The organism is Luteibacter mycovicinus (assembly GCF_000745235.1).
Lineage (GTDB): Bacteria > Pseudomonadota > Gammaproteobacteria > Xanthomonadales > Rhodanobacteraceae > Luteibacter > Luteibacter mycovicinus.
Genome location: NZ_JQNL01000001.1, coordinates 3,539,617 through 3,557,401, shown reverse-complemented (window position 1 = coordinate 3,557,401; position 17,785 = coordinate 3,539,617). Strand labels below are relative to the sequence as shown.

Here is a 17,785-nt window from a genome sequence, read left to right as displayed (position 1 = left end):
CGCGTCATGGCTATCGCCACCGCCAGCAAGAACATGCGCGCCGCAGGTGCCGCGCGCGCCGCTGTAAGCACGCTCGTCATGTACGACTGGACCGCGCTCGACAAGCGCGGTAAGCGCATGAAGGGCGAGATGCAGGCGAAGAACGCCTCACTCGTGAAGGCGGAACTGCGTCGTCAGGGGATGAATCCGCAGACCGTGCGCGAGCGCTCCAAGCCTCTGTTTGGCTCTTCGGGCAAGAAGGTAAAGCCACAGGACGTCGCCATCTTCAGCCGCCAGATCGCCACGATGATGGCCTCGGGCGTGCCGATGGTCCAGGCCTTCGACATCATCGCCAACGGCCAGAAGAATGTCCGTTTCAAGAACATGCTGATCGACGTCAAGACCGACATCGAGGGTGGTGCCGCGTTGCACGAAGCGCTTGGCCGGTACCCGGTTCAGTTCGACGAGCTCTATCGCAATCTGGTCCACGCCGGTGAGTCTGCCGGTGTGCTCGATACGGTGCTCGACACCGTGGCGACCTATAAGGAGCGGATGGAGGGCATCAAGAAGAAGATCAAGAAGGCCCTCTTCTATCCGATCATGGTGCTTGTGGTCGCCCTGCTCGTCTCAATGATCCTGCTGCTGTTCGTGGTGCCGGTGTTCCAGCAGACCTTTGCCGAGGCAAAGGCCGAACTGCCTGCACCCACGCAGTTCGTCGTAAGCGCCTCGCAGTTCATGCAGTCGTACTGGTGGCTGGTCATTGGCATGATCGTGGGATCAATCGCGGCCATCATCTTCGCCAAGAACCGCTCGGAAAAATTTGCCCATTTCTTGGACCGCTTGTCGCTGAAGATCCCTGTCATCGGCGACCTCCTCCATAAGTCGGCCATCGCCCGCTTCTCACGTACGCTCGGCGTCACGTTCCACGCGGGCGTACCCCTGGTCGAAGCCCTCGACGCCGTCGCAGGCGCCACCGGTAGCGTCGTTTACGGCGAGGCGGTCAAGCAGATGCGCGACGACATCGCCGTCGGTCATCAGCTCCAGCTCTCGATGCGCCAGGTCAACCTGTTCCCCAATATGGTGGTGCAGATGACCGCGATCGGCGAAGAATCCGGCTCGCTGGACTCGATGCTGTTCAAGGTGGCCGAGTTCTACGAGGAAGAGGTGAACACCGCGGTTGACACGCTGAGCAGCCTGCTCGAGCCCTTCATCATGGTCATTCTCGGCGTCCTCGTCGGCGGCATGGTCATCTCGCTCTACCTGCCCATCTTCAAGCTCGCCGGCACTGTCTGACCGAACACCCGCCGAGCCATGCACAATAGGAACCCTTCGCCCTCGCGGGCGGAGGGTTTTTTCTTGACCACGGATCTTCCATGCCCGACTTGCCCCTCGCTCTCTGGATCGGCCTCGCCGGTGTCTTCGGCCTGCTGTTCGGCAGCTTCCTCAACGTCGTGATCCTCCGCGTCCCTGCGCGCATGCAGGCGGAATGGCGCAAGCAGGCGCGTGAAGTCCTCGAACTGGACGCCGTGGACGAGGCGCTGCCACCCGGCGTGGTGAAAGAGTCGTCGCACTGCCCGAAGTGCAAGCATCCGCTGGCCGCCCGGGACAACATCCCGCTGTTCGGCTGGCTCATGCTGCGCGGCCGCTGCCGCTATTGCCACGAGCCGATCTCGATCCAGTACCCGCTGGTGGAACTGCTGGCGGGTCTGGCCAGTGCCGCGGTGGTCTGGCGTTTCGGGCCGACACCGGGCGCCCTCGCCGGGCTGGTGCTGACGTATTTCCTGATCGCGCTGTCCGGCATCGATGCGCGCACGCAGCTCTTGCCGGACGAGCTCAACTATCCACTGCTGTGGATCGGTCTCGGCCTGTGTCTGATCCCCTCCTGGCAACCCCTGCCGATCGCCCCGACCTCCGCCATCCTCGCCGCCCTGCTCGGCTACCTCAGCCTCTGGAGCGTCTACTGGCTGTTCAAGCTGCTGACCGGGAAGGAAGGCATGGGCCACGGCGACTTCAAGCTGCTCGCTGCGCTGGGCGCCTGGATGGGCCCGGTCGCGCTGCTGCCGATCGTCATGCTGTCGTCGCTGATCGGTGCCATCGTCGGCGGTGCGCTGATTCTGTTTCGTCGCCACGGACGCGAGGTGCCGATTCCTTTCGGGCCCTATCTCGCCGCGGCGGGCTGGGTCTGGTTTCTGGTGGGCGATCGCCTGCTCGCCCTCTACATGCAGGTCAGCGGCATTCGATGAGCGGCTTCGTCGTCGCGCTTACCGGCGGGATCGCATCGGGCAAGAGCGCGGTGGAGCGCCGCTTCGAAGCGCGCGGTGTGCACGCCTACGACGCGGATGCGGCGTCGCGCGCCGTGGTTGAGCCGGGGTCCGAGGCGCTTGCCGAGGTAGCGCGCGTGTTCGGGCCCGGGGCGCTGAACGACGAGGGCGGCCTGGATCGCGCGGCCATGCGCCGGCGCGTGTTCGACGATCCGTCGGCACGGACGACACTGGAGGGCATCCTCCATCCGCGCATTCGTGACTGGTTGCGGGAGGCTGTCGCAGCCGATACGGGCGCCTACTGCATCTTGTCCATTCCGCTGCTCGTGGAGAACCACCGCCATTACGCGTGGGTCGACCGGGTGCTTGTAGTGGATGCGCCGGAGGCGGTGCGGATCGACCGGCTGGTACGCCGGGATGGCATCGACGAGGCGCTGGCTCGGAAGATGATCGCCGCGCAGGCGAGCCGGGGAGACCGGCTGGCGATCGCGGATGATGTGCTGGTCAACGATGGCGACGAAGCAACCCTGGATGCGCAGGTTGAGGTGCTCGACCGCCGCTACCGCACCCTGTCGTTGTAGGAGCGCGCCCCGCGCGCGAAACGACCTCGCGAAACCTTGTCGCGCGCAGGCGCGCTGCTACACCATTGATGCGGCGGTCAGCCTTTCGCTGACGAACGACTCCGCCGGGGTGGGCCGGCCGATGTGATAGCCCTGCACCAGATCGCAGTCCATCTCGACGAGGCGACGCAGCGTGGCCTCGTCCTCGACGCCCTCGGCGATCGCTTCCAGCCCCAGGCGGTGGGCGACGTCGATCATCGCCTGTACCAGCAGTTCGGTGCGGCTGTCGCCGGTCATGGCATCGACGAAGCTGCGGTCGATCTTCAGCTCGGTCGCCGGGAAGTGACGCAGGTAGGCGAACGACGCGTACCCCGTGCCGAAGTCATCGATGGCGACGCGTACACCGCAGTCGCGCAGGCGACGCAGGACCCGCACGCTCATGTCCAGATCGGTGAGCAGCGCCGTCTCGGTAATTTCCACGATCACGGACTGGGGCGGCACGCCCCAGATATCGATGGCGCCCAGCACCTGTTCGGCGAAGCCCTGCTCGACGAACACACGCGGCGACAGGTTGATCGCCACGTCGAGCGCACAGCCGCCCCGATGCAGGGCCGCCGCATGACGCAGCGAGGCGTTGATGCTCCAGCGGGTCAGCGGCACGATGAGGTCGCTGCGCTCGGCAAAGGGGATGAAGTCGCTGGGCGGGACGATGATGTTGGCGGCGGTGGTCCAGCGCGCCAGCGACTCCACGCGGTTCATTTCACCCGAGCGCAGATCGTGCAGCGGCTGGAAGGCGACCTGCAGGCGGTTGGCTTCGATGTCCTCGCGTAACTCGCCGTAAAGGATTTCTACCGGTGTCACGTCGGGCTTGTAGATGGCGAAGGCCTCGCCGATACGCAGGGCTTCGTCGTGAGCGAGCTCCGCGCGGCGGTACAACCAGTCGGCGGTCACACCATGCTCGGGATGGATGGCCACACCGACGACGGCGCGACCGTGCCAGGGACGCTCACCCTGCATCAGCGGGCCATCGAACGCGCCGACGATGCGGGTCGCCGCAAGCAACGCGTGCGTGCGGTTACGCACCATCGGAAGAACCACCACGAACGTGTCGTCTCCCGCCACGAAGACGGTGTCGACATGGCGCAAGGCATCGACGATGCGTTCGCGCGAGGCGAGCATGATGTCGCTACCGAAGTCATAACCGAAACGCAGTTGCGCCTCGCGCATACCTTGCAGACGCACGATCAGAACGGCGCACGGACCGGCATCCGGCGACGACCGGTCGAGAATCGACTGGACCGCCGGCAGGATGTAAGCCCGCTCGCTCATGCGACGAAGTACTCGCGCGGATCGATACCGTGCGAACCGGCTGGCAAGGTGCGGAGAATCTCACGGCGCACCAGATCCACCTGGCGCATGAGATCGACGATCAGGAAATCGTCGAGCGCGCTCTTGTCGGGCCGGGAGAGAATCGCGACGCGCGGCTGCAGGCGGCGCGACTGGTTCTGCACCATCACGATGGCCACCTCACCGGTGTTGAGTTCGACCAGCGTGCCCGTGGGGTAGACGCCCAGGCAGGCCTGGAACTGTTCGACCAGCTCGCCCTGGAATTCGCGGTCGCGGCCGGCGTACAGCTCGCGTAAGGCGACGTGCTGTGACACGGCCGAACGGTACGGACGCGGCGTCGACATCGCGTGGTAGGTGTCGATGATCGCGGCCATACGCCCGGCGAGCGGAATGGCGGTGCCGGCCAGTCCCGAGGGATAGCCGGTACCGTCGTAACGTTCGTGGTGGGTGAGCACCATGTCGCGCACTTCGTTGTCGACGACACCGGAGTGATCGAGGATGGCGACGCCTTCATTGACGTGCTGACGTGCGAGGCCCCATTCATCGTCGTTCAGCGGTCCGTCGCGACTAAGCAGTTCCTCAGGCAGCTGCGACTTGCCGACATCCATCAGCAGGCCGCCGGCGGCGAGACTGACGATGGCGTCGCTTTCGAAGCCCATGTGCCGCCCGAACGCCGCGGCGAGCGTGCTGCAGCCGATCGCGTGCTGATAGGTATAGCCATCGCGCCGCCGCAGGCTTTCGATCCAGAAGAACGCGTCACCGCTGCGCAGCACACTCTCGACCATGGGGCGCACCGCGTTCTCGACAGCCTGCGGCTCGACCGGCCGACCATGCCGCAAGTCGTCGACCATGCGCGTGGCGAACTCGGCGACGGTGTCGAACGCCTCTCTGGCGCGCGGCATCTCATCGTCGAACGAGGCCGTGTCGGTATACGCGTGTCGACTGACCAGACGCAGGCTCGCCGCAGCACGCGGTGCGGGGGTGGCAACGGCCTTCGGCGCGATGCGCTGCGGGGTGAACCGGCTGTCGGGGACGACCTGACGGTGCATGTCCACGAAGACGTATTTGCAGAAACGACTGAGCGACTCGATGTCCTCACGGGACTCGATGGGCAGGCCCTGCAACGGAAAGGGCGTGTCGGACCAGTCACAGTCCAGGCGACTGACATACATGCCGACCTCCAGGTCGGACACGAAGACACGTCGCTCCACTAAATCGTACGCCACGTTTCCCCTCGCTCCTTTAGCCACGCTGGCCGAATACGCGCACGACTCTAGCGTGTTGCGCGTGTCGATGGCTTATCGGCCCTGCATCCCGATTCTGTAGGTACAGAGTTGTGAAGGTGGCCTTCACGCCGTGTGAGGTTTTCCCGGGTACACCGGTCTGGTGTATCAGGTCATGTCGACCGGGAGAAACTCATGCCGCGCCTTTCCCTGATCCCCGCTCTGCTCCTCGCCCTCACCGCGTGCTCGGCCGCTTCGGCGCGCGACGAGGGTGTCCGCCTGCCCGCCCCCACCGTCGATGCCGCACCGGCCGCTGGCGACGCCACCGCCGTGTTCGCCGGCGGGTGCTTCTGGGGCGTTGAGGGCGTGTTCCAGCACGTCCGCGGCGTGAAAAGCGTCCGCACCGGCTACTCGGGTGGTGACGCCGCCCATGCCAATTACGACGATGTCAGCGACGGCGATACCGGACACGCCGAATCGGTAAAGGTCGTTTACGATCCGGCACAGGTGTCGTACGGGCAGTTGCTGCAGGTGTTCTTCTCGGTGGCGCAGGATCCGACGCTGCTGAACCGGCAGGGGCCCGACTCCGGCACGCAGTACCGGTCGGCGATTTTCTATGCGACGCCGGAGCAGAAGAAGGTGGCGGAGGCATATATCGCCCAGCTGACCGCGGCGCACGCGTTTTCGTCGAAGATCGTGACGGAGGTAACGCCGTTTAAGGGTTTCTACCTCGCGGAGGACGAGCACCAGGACTACATGCGTCTGAATCCGGACGCGATGTACATCGCGATCAACGATCGGCCGAAGGTGCTGGCCCTGCAGCGCATTTATCCGGAGCGGTACGTGGCCGGCTGGGCCAACGGCCGCTGAGAACCCCCAACCTCCTGTAGGAGCGCGCCTTGCGCGCGATAGCCGGGTCGCGCGCAGGGCCATATCCCGGTCGCGGAGCGCGATATCCGGGTCGCGCGCAGGCGCGCTCCTACATGGGTCAGATCATGGGCAGGTTCAGGCCCTGCTCCCTTGCGCAGGCCACGGCATCCTCGTAGCCCGCATCGGCGTGCCGCATCACGCCGGTGCCGGGGTCGTTCCACAGCACGCGGGCCAGCCGCTTGTCCGCCGCCTCGCTGCCGTCGGCCACGATCACCACGCCGCTGTGCTGGCTGTAACCCATGCCGACACCGCCGCCGTGGTGCAGGCTGACCCAGGTCGCTCCGCCGGCCACGTTGAGCATCGCGTTGAGCAACGGCCAGTCGCTGACCGCGTCGCTGCCGTCGCGCATGGCTTCGGTTTCCCGGTTCGGGCTGGCGACCGAGCCGGAATCGAGATGGTCGCGGCCGATCACGATGGGCGCCTTCAGTTCGCCGTTGCGCACCATCTCGTTGAAGGCGAGCGCCAGCCGGTGCCGCTGCCCCAGACCCACCCAGCAGATACGCGCCGGCAGGCCCTGGAAGCTGATCCGCTCGCGCGCCATGTCCAGCCAGCGGTGCAGATGCGGATCGTCGGGAATCAGCTCCTTCACCTTGGCGTCGGTCTTGTAGATGTCTTCCGGATCGCCTGACAGCGCGACCCAGCGGAACGGCCCGACGCCGCGACAGAACAGCGGTCGCACGAAGGCGGGCACGAAGCCGGGGAACGCGAACGCCTCGCTCAGCCCCTCGTCCTTGGCCATCTGACGGATATTGTTGCCGTAGTCGAAGGTCGGCACACCCTGCCGATGGAAGGCGAGCATGGCCTCGACATGACGGCGCATGGAGGCCTTGGCGGCATGGGCGGTGCCAGTCGGATCGGCCTTGCGGCGCTCGAACCATTCCTCGACGGTCCAGCCGGACGGCAGGTAGCCGTTGACGGGGTCGTGGGCGCTGGTCTGGTCGGTGACGGCATCGGGACGGACGCCCCGGCGCACGAGCTCCGGCAACACGTCGGCCGCGTTGCCTAGCAACGCCACGGACACGGCGCGGCCTTCCTTCGCGTAGCGATCCAGCCGCGCGAGCGCGTCGTCCAGGTCGCTGGCCTGCTCGTCCACGTAGCGCGTCTTCAGGCGGAAATCGATGCGGCTCTGCTGGCATTCGATGGTCAGCGACGAGGCGCCGGCCAGCGAGGCGGCGAGCGGCTGCGCGCCGCCCATGCCGCCGAGGCCCGCCGTCAGAATCCAGCGACCGGCCAGCGATCCGCCGTAATGCTGACGCCCCATCTCGACGAACGTCTCGTAGGTGCCCTGCACGATGCCCTGCGAGCCGATGTAGATCCATGAGCCGGCGGTCATCTGGCCGTACATCATGAGGCCCTTGCGGTCGAGCTCGTTGAAGTGCTCCCAGTCGGCCCACGCCGGCACCAGATTGGAATTGGCAAGCAGCACGCGCGGCGCGTCGGGGTGCGACGGAAACACGCCGACCGGCTTACCGGACTGAATCAGCAGGGTTTCGTCGTCGCGAAGTTCGCGCAGGCTGCGCAGGATGGCGTCGAAGCATTCCCAGTTACGCGCGGCACGACCGATACCGCCGTAGACCACCAGTTCCGCCGGGTTTTCCGCCACCTCGGGATCGAGATTGTTCTGCAGCATGCGGAACGGCGCTTCCGTCAGCCAGCTGCGGCAGGTCAGTTCGGTGCCGCGAGGAGCGCGGACGGTACGGGTGGTGTCGATGCGCGTGACAGCCGTCATCGGGATGCTCCGGAGCTCGGGAATTCCGGATTATGGCCGCGCCGCGCCGCCACCCGCCAGCGGCGGCGCAGCAAAGGCGGCGATTACTGGCCGCTGGTGGACGGTCGCGACGGGGCGACGGCGCCGCGGTTGGAGGGCGTGGTCTCGTACTGGCGCGCGGCCGAATCCTGCTGCGCGCGGTTCAGTTGCTGCTGGCTGCGCTGTGCGTTGTCCAGCTGGTTGCGCATGGCCGGGTCGGTCGTATTGGTCCGCTGGATCGCCGTGTTGTTCTGCTGCAGCTGCTGGCGCACGTTGCTCTGGTTCTGCGCGTTCTGCAGCTGCTGACGATCGACCTGACGCTGAAACTGCGCCGTCTGCGACGGCGTGGACACCACCGCGCGGGGACGCGGTGTCGCAGCCGGAGCGGCCGCGGCGGGCCGGGCGGGCTTGGCGGGCGGGGTTTGCGCGACCGCAAGCGCGGGCACGGCGACGAACAGCACCGACAGCAAGATGTTGCGTGATGAATTGGTCATGAGAGTCCGCCATGATGGTGGGTATTGATTAGCTCAGAGCCTACGTTTTCCGTCATGAACGTCACGTTTTCCCGCCTCGCCGCGATCTTCACGCTGATCGCCACGCTGGCCGTCACCGCTTGCGCCACGCGTCCGGTTACCGCTCCCGCCCATCCCCCCGTTCTGCTGGTTTCGATCGACGCCTTCCGCCCCGACTATCTCGACCGGGGACTGACCCCGAACCTAATCGCCATGGCGAAAGACGGCGCCCGTGCGCCTTACATGCTGCCGTCGTTTCCGTCCCTGACCTTCCCCAACCACTACACGCTGGTGACGGGACGCGTGCCGGACCACCACGGCATCGTCAACAACACGATGAGCGATCCGGCGCTGGGCAGCTTCAGCCTGGCCAACCGCGCGGCGACGAGCGACGGCCGCTGGTGGGCCGATGCCGAACCGATCTGGGTGACGGCGCAGAAACAGGGTCTGCATACGGCGACGATGTTCTGGCCAGGTACCGAGGCCGCGATTCACGGCGTGCGCCCGGACCACTGGATTCCGTTCGACGATTCGCTGACCTCACGCGCCCGCGTCGACAAGCTGCTCTCATGGATCGACGAGGCGGGTCCGAAGCCGGTGTTCGACACGCTGTACTTCGACGCGGTCGATCACGCGGGCCATGAGTTCGGGCCGGATTCCCCCGAGGTGAACGCCGCACTGCGCGAAGTGGATGATGCGCTCGGCTACCTGATCGCCCAGCTGCGCCAGCGCGGGCTCTACGACCGGATGAACCTGATCGTGCTGTCCGACCACGGCATGGCCGACGTGCCAAGGGGCAACATCGTCTTCGCCGACCAGGAGACCGACCTCGACGCGCTCGACGCGGTGTCGTTCGGTGTCATGGCCACCTTCAACCCGAAGCCGGATCGTGACTCGTCCGCCGCCGTGGCGCGGCTGCTCGGTCCGCACGAGCACATGCATTGCTATCGGAAGGAAGACCTGCCGGCGCGGCTGAACTACGGCACCCACCGCCGCGTACCGGCGCTGCTGTGCCTCGCCGACACCGGCTGGGCGATCACCAGCCACGAGCAGCTGGCGAAGCGGAACGGGCCGATGTCGCGCGGCGAGCACGGTTACGACAATCTCGACCCGACCATGCGCGCGCTGTTCGTCGCCCACGGTCCGTCGATCGGCCATGGCGTCACCATCGCGCCGTTCCCTAACGTCGACGTCTACCCGCTGCTCGCCCACCTGATCGGCATCGAACCGCTGCCGAACGACGGGCACCTGAAGGATGTCGAGGGCGTGCTGGCGACACCGGCTCACTGAACGGCGGACGGGGCGGCAATCCCGTAGAATCGGGCCATGCGCCAGATCTATACCTCCCCCCGCCCCGAAAACATCGACCGGATCGTCGCGTTGCTCGCCGAGCACGCGATCGAGACGACCGTCACCAACCGTTCGACCTGGAATCGCCCGACCTACCAGCGCTTCAGCTATTCGCAGCGCCAGTCCGACCGCGATACCTGGCCGCAGGTGTGGGTAAAGAGCGCCGACGATTTTCCGCAGGCCCGCGCCTTGCTGAAGGACATCGGCATCGAACCGGTCGTGCGTTTCCAGGAGGAACTCCAGCTGCACCGCACGCCGGACCGCCGTCCGGTCGCGCAGCGCACCGCGTCCCGCGTGCGCCTGATGGTGCTGACCATCGTCGCCGGGGTGATGCTGGTGGTGTTCCTCAAGGCCACCCAGGTCCTCTGAGTGGACGACATCGTGGCGCCGCGCCCCGCCCATCTCCTGCTGCGCGAGGAAACCCGCGAAGCGCACGAGGACACCGAAGCCTCGGGCGGCATGCGTCGGCTGATGGACGGTGAGCTGGACGTGGCGGGGTATGAGACGCTGCTGCGTGCGCAGCTGGGGTTGTTCGAGGAGTGGGAGGCGGAGCGCGCGAGGTGGCTGGCTGACGTCGTGCCTCGGGCGGGTTGGAGCTATGTGTCGCGGGCGTCGTTGCTGCGGGGCGATCTGGCTGTCGCGAGCGGGGCTCGCTCCTACACGAGCCGCCCTGTCGAAGGTCGCGCCCCCCCTGTAGGAGCGAGCCCCGCTCGCGATGTTCCTGCCCCTGCCCCTGCCCCTGTAGGAGCGAGCCCCGCTCGCGACGCTCCTGCCTCTGCCCCTGTAGGAGCCAGCCCTTCCGGCGATTCGACCCGCGACTCCGCGACCTGCTGGGGCGAACTCTACGTCATCGAAGGCTCCGCCCTCGGCGGTCGCCTGATCGTCCGCCGCCTGCGCGAACTCTACCCGGACCGCGACCACCGGTTCTACGCCATCGGCGAGGAAGCCCCCTCGGCCTGGCGCCGTTTCCAGCACATCCTCGACACCCAGCTGCATGACGACGCCTCGCGTCGCGCCGCCGTTGACGGTGCGCGACGCATGTTCGCCCGCTTTCGACAGACCCTGATGGAGCCTGCCGCGCATGTCTGACCTGCCCGACCTCAACGCCTGCGACCGCGAGCCGATCCACATCCCCGGCTCGATCCAGCCCCATGGGGTATTGATCGTGGCCGACGCGGCGACGCGGACGATCCTGCAGATCAGCGAAAACGCGGCCGACGTGCTGGGTGTCGACCTCGACGCCGTGCTGGACGCGCCGCTCCACGAAGTGATCGGTCTCCCCGACGACCTGTTCATCGACGATGAGCGGCCGGCGCACAGCTCCTGGGTCCCCGTGGTGTTCCCGCACGACGTGGACAAGTCGGGCTGGTATGCCACCGTGCATGCCTATGACACGCGCTGGATGATCGAGATCGAGCCGCGCGAAGACTATTTCGACGACGATCCGCTCCGCGTCGCCTACGACCTCACGCACAAGCTGGAAATCGACGGCAACGTGCAGCGCGCGGCGACGCGTGTCGCGCGCACCATCCGTGGCCTGCTCGGCTACGACCGCGTCATGGTCTACCGCTTCGATCACGACTGGCACGGCGAAGTCGTCGCGGAGTCGCGCAAGGACGAGCTGGAGCCCTATCTGGGCCTGCACTATCCCGCCACCGACATTCCGGTGCAGGCGCGCGCGCTGTACCTGCGCAACCGGGTCCGCCAGATCAGCGACTGCAAGTACATCCCTTCGCGCATTCTCCCGCCCTACGATCCGCAGACGTCCGAAGCCACCGACCTCAGCGATGTCTCACTGCGCAGCGTGTCGCCGGTGCATCTGGAATACCTCGGCAACATGGGCGTCACCGCCACACTGGTTGCCTCGATCATCGCGAACGGCCGCCTCTGGGGCCTGATCGCCTGCCATCACTACAGTCCGTTCTTCTGCGACCACCGCATGCGTCAGGTGGCCGATTCCGTCGCGCGCGCGTTCGCCACGCGCGTCGCCGCGATCGAGGAGATGGACAAGATCGAGGTCGAGAGCACCCTGCTCACGGTCCGCGAAAAGCTGATCACCGCGTTCAACGAAAGCGATCGCATCGATCCCGAACTGCTGGCCACGCTCGCACCGGAATTGCTCGAGGTGGTCGACGCCGATGGCGTGGCGATCTTCGCCGGCAACCGCGTCATCCGCCATGGCCATCTGCCCGACGAAGCCGCGCTACTGCGAATCCGCGATGTCGTCGGCACGTCGGATACGCCGATGATGGCCGACAGCATCACCGGCGTGCTCAATACCGACGAGGTCGGCAGGCACTATCCCGAGCTGGCCGGACCCGAATTCGCCGGCCTCGCGGCGGGCGTGATCTTCATGCCGCTGCAGGCCGACTCGCATAACGCGGTGGTCTGGACGCGCGCGGAGCAGGTGCGCAACGTGCGCTGGGCAGGCAACCCCTCACTGGCCAAGCTCGAGGTCATCCCCGGCGCGCGCCTGTCGCCGCGGCAGAGTTTTTCGTCGTGGCAGGAAACGGTGCGCGGTCGCTCGCGGCCGTGGTCGCGCCAGCACCTCGACTCCGCCCGCGGCCTGCGCGTGCTGATCGAGATGATGGAGCGCAAGCATTACCAGCAGAGCTTCGCGCTGATGCGCGCGTCGCTCTCCCGCCTGCCCGACGCCATCGTCATCACCGACGCGAGCCATGCCGACTGGCGCCAGTGCCAGATCGTCTTCGTCAACGACGCCTTCGTCCGCGCCACCGGGCATCGCGTCGAGAGCCTGGCGGGCCTGCATATCGGCAGCATTCTGGTGGGCGATGACGCCATGTTCGCCCGTCGCGCGGGTACGCTGGACGCCGCCGAAGCCGCGCGCATCGATGTCGCCCTGCGCAAGGCCGACGGCGGCGTGCTGCAGGGCCGCCTGGAACTCGAACCGGTCACCGATGCCACCGGCACCATCACGCACTGGATGTCCGTCCACCACCGGGCGTAATAAGATCGGTCCATGACCGATCGAGTCCGCCTGTTTCAGACATTGCCGCATTCCTGCGGTTATTTCGCCGAGCGGACGGCACAGAACCTGGTGGTCGATCCCGGCGCGCCGCATCTGGACAAGCTTTACGGGCCCGCGCTGGCCAAGGGCTTTCGCCGCGCCGGCGGGCACCTTTACCTGCCGCAGTGCGCCGCCTGCCAGGCCTGCGTGCCCTGCCGCATCGACGCCGATCGGTTCACGCCGGACCGCACCCAGCGCCGTTGCGCCTCGCGTAACGCCGATATCAGCGTGACCGAGACGCTGCCGGGCTTCACCAGCGAACGCCACGAACTCTACGAGCGCTATCTTCGCGCGCGACACCCTGGCGGCGGCATGGACACGGCGGATGCGGAGGATTTCCAGCGCTTTCTCGCCGCGCCCTGGAGCCCGACCGTGTTTCTGGAAATGCGCCAGGGCGAACGTCTGCTCGGCGTCGCGGTGACCGACATCGCGCTGGCCGGTGTCTCGGCCGTCTATACGTTTTTCGATCCGGATGAATCGGCGCGAAGCCTGGGCACCTTCGGCATCCTGCAGCAGGTCGCGCTCGCAAAGCGCCGCGGCATTCCGTACGTGTACCTCGGGTTCTGGATCGCCGGGCATCCCAAGATGGATTACAAGCGGCGCTTCCATCCGCTGGAAATCCGCAAGCATGGGCGCTGGATCGAGACGCCCTGAGCGGCGATCATGCGTGCATGACATCCCTGCCCCTGATCCGCGCGGCGTGGTTCGCCCTCGCCTTCGCCTTAGCCGACGCAGCCACGGCATCGCCTCCTTCTCCCACCGACGTCGCGCCCTCGTTCGAGCTGGTCGCGCTCGGCGTCGAAGGCGGCATCCGCACCGACAACCTCTCGGCGTACCTGCTCAAGGCCACCGGTGACGACAGGTACCTCGGTCTCGACGCCGGAACGCTGGTCTCGGGTATCCAGGTCGCCCTGGCGCACGGCGCGCTGCCGGAGGCCCATGGCAGCGATCTCGCGGCGGCCGGCAGCGTGTTGCGCAACGGCATCGCGGGCTATTTCATCAGCCACGCGCATCTGGACCATATCGCCGGCCTCGTCATCGCATCGCCCGACGATCGCGGCAGCAAGCCGCTGTACGGGCTCGCCTCGACCACCGAACGCCTCAGCGCCGATTACTTCAACTGGGACGCCTGGCCCAACCTGGCCAACACCGGCAAGGCACCCGCCCTCGGCCGGTATACGCTCACCGCCGAACCGCCCGGTCGCTGGTTCGAGGTCGCCGGTACCTCGATGCAGGCGGCCATCTATCCGCTGTGGCACGACAGCGCCGTGTCGTCGATGATCCTGCTGCGCCACGGGGACGCGTATTACGCGTATTTCGGCGATACCGGCCCGGACGCGCTTTCGAAAGGGCAGCATCGGCTTGCCGACATCTGGCAGGTGCTGGCGCCACTGGTGCGCGCCCATCGGCTGAAGGGCCTGCAGATCGAGGTATCGTCGCCCGGCGATGTACCCGACGCACAGCTGTTCGGACACATGACGCCCGCATGGCTTCACCGTGAGCTGGCGGCCCTGGCCACGCAGGCGGGTGACCCCCTTGCCCTGCACGGGCTTCCCGTCATCGTCGACCACATCAAGCCCAGCCTGGAACCGGGGCGCGACCCGCGCGCCCTGATCGCCCGCGAGCTGTCCGAAGGCGACACCACCGGTGTCCGTTATGTCGTTATCGGCCAGGGCGACCGGGTAAAGCTTTGACGCAGGCTGCCGATCTGTGAAAAGCCCCGCGTTGGCTCCCGGCTCCACGAGCGACGACAATCGGGGTCTGTCCCGCACCGGAACCGCCATGGGCCCGCGCCGCATCGTCTGCCTCACCGAGGAACCCACCGAAACGCTTTACCGTCTCGGTGAGCAGGACCGTATCGTCGGGATCAGCGGTTTTACCGTGCGCCCGCCGGAAGCGCGCCGCGACAAACCGAAGGTCAGCGCCTTCACCAGCGCGAAGGTCGACCGGATCCTGGCGCTGAAACCCGACCTCGCCATCGGCTTTTCCGATATTCAGGCGGACATCGCCCAGGCGCTAATCAAGGCCGGCGTCGAGGTCTGGATTTCCAACCACCGCAGCGTGGAAGGCATCCTCGATTACATCCGCCGCCTCGGCGCGCTCGTCGGTGCGGCCACCCGCGCGAACGCGCTCGCCGATGAGCTCGAGCGCGGCCTCGACGCCACGCGGGAAGCCTCCGCGCGTCTGGCGCGACGGCCACGGGTGTATTTCGAGGAGTGGGACGAGCCTTACATTTCGGGCATTCGCTGGGTCTCCGAACTGGTGACGCTGGCCGGTGGGGACGACGTGCTTCCGCATCGCGCGGCCCAGCCGCTGGCGAAGGACCGGATCATCGGCGACGCGCAGGAGATCGTCTCGACGGCGCCCGAGATCATCATCGGCTCGTGGTGCGGCAAGCGCTTCCGCCCCGAGCACGTCGCCGCACGCGCGGGGTGGGAGGGCGTCCCGGCAATCCGCGACGGCGAACTCCACGAGGTGAAATCGCCGCTGATCCTGCAGCCGGGTCCGGCGGCACTGACCGACGGCCTGGCCGAGCTGCGCCGGATCATTCACGGCTGGAGCGCCCGGCATGTCTGACACGCGCGCGCCAGACTGGTATGACCGCGGCGCGCCGGGTCCGGTCCCGCGGACGTGTCGGGAGGGCCTGTGCCGCAGCGCATGAAACGCGCGACGGGCAGCACCGCCCAGTGGTGCAGCGGCGTCCTCGTCGGCACGGCGGCCGCGCAGCTGCTGTCGGCCGCGCTGTGGAGTCAGCAGGGCGGCACGCACATCGTCTGGTTCCCGGGCGCCGTGCTGCTCGGCGCCCTGCTCGCCTCGCCGCCGTGTCGCTGGCCGTGGCTGACGGCATCCGCGCTGGCCGGTCTGATCGGCGCCTGCGTCGGCCTGTTCCGCCTGCCCGTGCTCGATACCTGCATGGTCCTGGTCGCGGCCATGGCCCTCGTCCCTCCCGCGGCGTGGCTGCTGCTGCAGGTGCGGGGCGACGCGCCGCTGCTGCAGGACTTCGGCAAGCTGACGGCCTTCGGCGCGATCGCCATCGTCGCCCTGCCGGCCGGGTCGGCGACGCTGATCGGACTGGTCGCCCCGTACACCGTCTTCCCCGGCGTCATCCTCAGCGACTGGCTCAACGTCGCGCTGGCCCATTCGCTGGGCTACGTGTTGTACGTGCCGGCCTGGATCAGCGTGCGCAGTTCCGACGCCGCCGTCCGTCACTCGGGCCCGCTGTCAGTGGTCTTTCTGCTGGGAATGGCCGCGTCCATCGCCCTGCTTGGCGCGGTCTGGTACGCGTTCGGCGACCGGCCCGGCCTGCTGCCGCTCTTGTGCCTTGCCCCGGCACCGATCCTCACGGCCGCCTGCCTGCGTGCCCAGATGGCCGGCAGCGCGGCGGCGATGTTCGTCATCGTGGTGATGGCCGCCCATCTGAGCGTCGACCGGCACGGCCCCTTCGTCTCGGACAGCCTGCAGAGCACGACCCTCGGCGTGCAGCTGTGGACGCTCGGCGCCACGTTCTGCGCCCTGGTCGTCAGCGCCATCGTGGAACAACGCCACGCCAGCCAGCGTGCCCTGGACCTCGCGCGGATCGACATGCGCGAGCTGGCCGGCCACCTGATCGCCACCCAGGAGCAGGAGCGCGCGCGTCTGGCGCGCGACATTCATGACGATATCAATCAACGACTTGCTGCAACATCCATCGGCCTGAGTGCCTTGCGGCGCCGCCTTCCGCCACCCGCCTCGACCGACGTGGACACCCTGCAGAACCAGGTCATCGAGCTGTCGGAGGACCTCCGGCTGATGTCGCACCAGCTTCATCCGGGCTGGCTGAGCCATGCCGGACTGCGCGAAGCGCTGCAGGCGTTGTGCGCCTCGCCGCGGCACGCCAGCGAACCCGATGTAAACTTGTCGGTACCGCCTGAGGTTGCCGCGTTACCCGGCGAGGTCGCTCTGTGTTTCTATCGGGTCGCCCAGGAAGCCTTACGAAATGCCCTGCGTCATGCCGAGGCCTCCCGTGTCGACATCGCGGTGGCGGTTTCGGACAGGCAGGCGGTATTGAGGATCGCGGACGACGGCCAGGGATTCGACCCGGACGAACTTCGGTTTCACCGCTCCGGCATCGGTCTCATCAGCATGAGTGAAAGGGCGAAGCTGCTGGGTGGCAGCTTCGACCTCCGCAGTGCACCAGGTAAAGGAGTCGAACTATGCATACGCATACCGTTGCATCACCCTTGAATCACGATGGACCACCGCGCATCGTCTTCGCGGACGACCATCGCATGGTCGCCCAAGGTATCGAGCGCCTGCTGGAGGACACCTACGACCTGGTCGCCCTGGTCGAGGACGGTGGCACGCTGATGGAAGCGATCGCCCGCGAGGCGCCCGACCTCGTGCTGTCCGACGTGAACATGCCACGCGGCAACGGGCTTGAAGTGCTCAAGGCGCTGCGCGCACGCGGCGACAATACGCCGTTCGTCTTCCTCACCATGCATGCCGAACCGGCGCTCGCCGCGATGGCGATGAAGGCTGGCGCCAACGGCTATGTGCTGAAGATGGCCGCGGGCGAAGAACTGCTGCTGGCACTGCGCGAAGTGCTCGCGGGAAGCACGTATGTCACGCCGTCGCTCGGCGTCCATTCCACCAGCCGGCCACCGAACGAGTTGCGCGAGCTCACGCCCAAACAGCGCGAGGTGCTGCGTCTGGTCGGAACCGGCCTGCGCTCGCGGCAGATAGCCGAACAGCTGGGCTTGTCGGCACGAACGGTCGAGGCGCACAAATACATGATCATGCAGATCCTCGGCGTACACAGCACGGTGGAACTCGTGCGTCGCGCCGAAGACCTGGGTTTGCTGCTGTAAC

The 17,785-nt window shown here is 67.0% G+C and carries 17 protein-coding genes; 13 read left to right on the top strand and 4 right to left on the bottom strand.

Annotated elements, in window-relative coordinates; genetic code table 11:
• Positions 1–6: 6 nt before the first annotated feature.
• The 3 genes from FA85_RS15680 (at position 7) to coaE (ending at position 2,821) form a co-directional block, all read left to right on the top strand.
• Positions 7–1,272, top strand: a complete 1,266-nt coding sequence (locus FA85_RS15680) for a type II secretion system F family protein (protein WP_036115117.1) — start codon at positions 7–9, stop codon at positions 1,270–1,272.
• 80 nt (positions 1,273–1,352) lie between these two features.
• Complete coding sequence (locus FA85_RS15675) at positions 1,353–2,222, top strand: prepilin peptidase (RefSeq protein ID WP_036115119.1); 870 nt, start codon at positions 1,353–1,355, stop codon at positions 2,220–2,222.
• Positions 2,219–2,821, top strand: coding sequence for a dephospho-CoA kinase (gene coaE / locus FA85_RS15670; protein ID WP_036115122.1), 603 nt, complete (start codon positions 2,219–2,221; stop codon positions 2,819–2,821). Before FA85_RS15675 ends, coaE begins: the two co-directional genes overlap by 4 nt.
• Positions 2,822–2,878: 57 nt before the next feature.
• Here the strand turns inward: coaE and FA85_RS15665 are convergent, their stop codons facing one another.
• Together FA85_RS15665 and FA85_RS15660 are read right to left on the bottom strand one after the other, a co-directional pair.
• Positions 2,879–4,129, bottom strand: a complete 1,251-nt coding sequence (locus FA85_RS15665; protein ID WP_036115125.1) for a putative bifunctional diguanylate cyclase/phosphodiesterase — start codon at positions 4,127–4,129, stop codon at positions 2,879–2,881.
• Complete coding sequence (locus FA85_RS15660) at positions 4,126–5,373, bottom strand: HD-GYP domain-containing protein (RefSeq protein WP_036115129.1); 1,248 nt, start codon at positions 5,371–5,373, stop codon at positions 4,126–4,128. The genes FA85_RS15665 and FA85_RS15660 overlap by 4 nt, the downstream gene beginning before the upstream one ends.
• Before the next feature lie 192 nt (positions 5,374–5,565).
• Between FA85_RS15660 and msrA the strand changes: the two genes are divergently transcribed.
• Entirely contained in the window at positions 5,566–6,240 is a 675-nt protein-coding gene (gene msrA / locus FA85_RS15655; RefSeq protein ID WP_051943891.1) for a peptide-methionine (S)-S-oxide reductase MsrA, read from the top strand.
• Between the two features lie 118 nt (positions 6,241–6,358).
• On the opposite strand, the gene hutU is transcribed toward msrA, so the two are convergent.
• Together hutU and FA85_RS15645 are read right to left on the bottom strand one after the other, a co-directional pair.
• Complete coding sequence (gene hutU / locus FA85_RS15650; RefSeq protein ID WP_036115132.1) at positions 6,359–8,029, bottom strand: urocanate hydratase; 1,671 nt, start codon at positions 8,027–8,029, stop codon at positions 6,359–6,361.
• Positions 8,030–8,112: 83 nt separating this feature from the next.
• Positions 8,113–8,541 carry a hypothetical protein gene (locus tag FA85_RS15645; RefSeq protein WP_036115135.1) on the bottom strand — a complete coding sequence of 143 codons (429 nt, stop codon included), beginning with the start codon at positions 8,539–8,541 and terminating at the stop codon, positions 8,113–8,115.
• 54 nt (positions 8,542–8,595) lie between these two features.
• On the opposite strand from FA85_RS15645, the gene FA85_RS15640 reads away from it, so the two are divergent.
• The 9 genes from FA85_RS15640 to FA85_RS15600 all read left to right on the top strand — a co-directional run bounded on the left by FA85_RS15640 (position 8,596) and on the right by FA85_RS15600 (position 17,784).
• Positions 8,596–9,849, top strand: coding sequence for an alkaline phosphatase family protein (locus FA85_RS15640; RefSeq protein ID WP_036115138.1), 1,254 nt, complete (start codon positions 8,596–8,598; stop codon positions 9,847–9,849).
• A 36-nt stretch (positions 9,850–9,885) separates the two neighbouring features.
• A complete protein-coding gene (locus tag FA85_RS15635) occupies positions 9,886–10,278 on the top strand; it encodes a putative signal transducing protein (RefSeq protein ID WP_036115141.1) in 393 nt (130 codons plus the stop codon).
• Positions 10,279–10,998, top strand: coding sequence for a biliverdin-producing heme oxygenase (locus FA85_RS21055; RefSeq protein WP_051943892.1), 720 nt, complete (start codon positions 10,279–10,281; stop codon positions 10,996–10,998).
• Positions 10,991–12,877: a PAS domain-containing sensor histidine kinase gene (locus FA85_RS15625; protein ID WP_036115144.1), complete on the top strand. Its 1,887-nt coding sequence runs from the start codon at positions 10,991–10,993 to the stop codon at positions 12,875–12,877. Before FA85_RS21055 ends, FA85_RS15625 begins: the two co-directional genes overlap by 8 nt.
• A gap of 12 nt (positions 12,878–12,889) precedes the next feature.
• Positions 12,890–13,591 carry an arginyltransferase gene (locus FA85_RS22190; RefSeq protein WP_036115146.1) on the top strand — a complete coding sequence of 234 codons (702 nt, stop codon included), beginning with the start codon at positions 12,890–12,892 and terminating at the stop codon, positions 13,589–13,591.
• Positions 13,592–13,608: 17 nt separating this feature from the next.
• Entirely contained in the window at positions 13,609–14,631 is a 1,023-nt protein-coding gene (locus FA85_RS15615; protein ID WP_036115151.1) for a 3',5'-cyclic-nucleotide phosphodiesterase, read from the top strand.
• Between the two features lie 88 nt (positions 14,632–14,719).
• Positions 14,720–15,514, top strand: coding sequence for an ABC transporter substrate-binding protein (locus FA85_RS15610; protein ID WP_036115154.1), 795 nt, complete (start codon positions 14,720–14,722; stop codon positions 15,512–15,514).
• Positions 15,515–15,595: 81 nt separating this feature from the next.
• Complete coding sequence (locus FA85_RS21050; RefSeq protein WP_156108790.1) at positions 15,596–17,161, top strand: sensor histidine kinase; 1,566 nt, start codon at positions 15,596–15,598, stop codon at positions 17,159–17,161.
• Positions 17,131–17,784 (top strand): response regulator, encoded by a 654-nt coding sequence (locus tag FA85_RS15600; protein ID WP_081907558.1) that lies wholly within the window; start codon positions 17,131–17,133, stop codon positions 17,782–17,784. The genes FA85_RS21050 and FA85_RS15600 overlap by 31 nt, the downstream gene beginning before the upstream one ends.
• Position 17,785 lies beyond the last annotated feature (1 nt).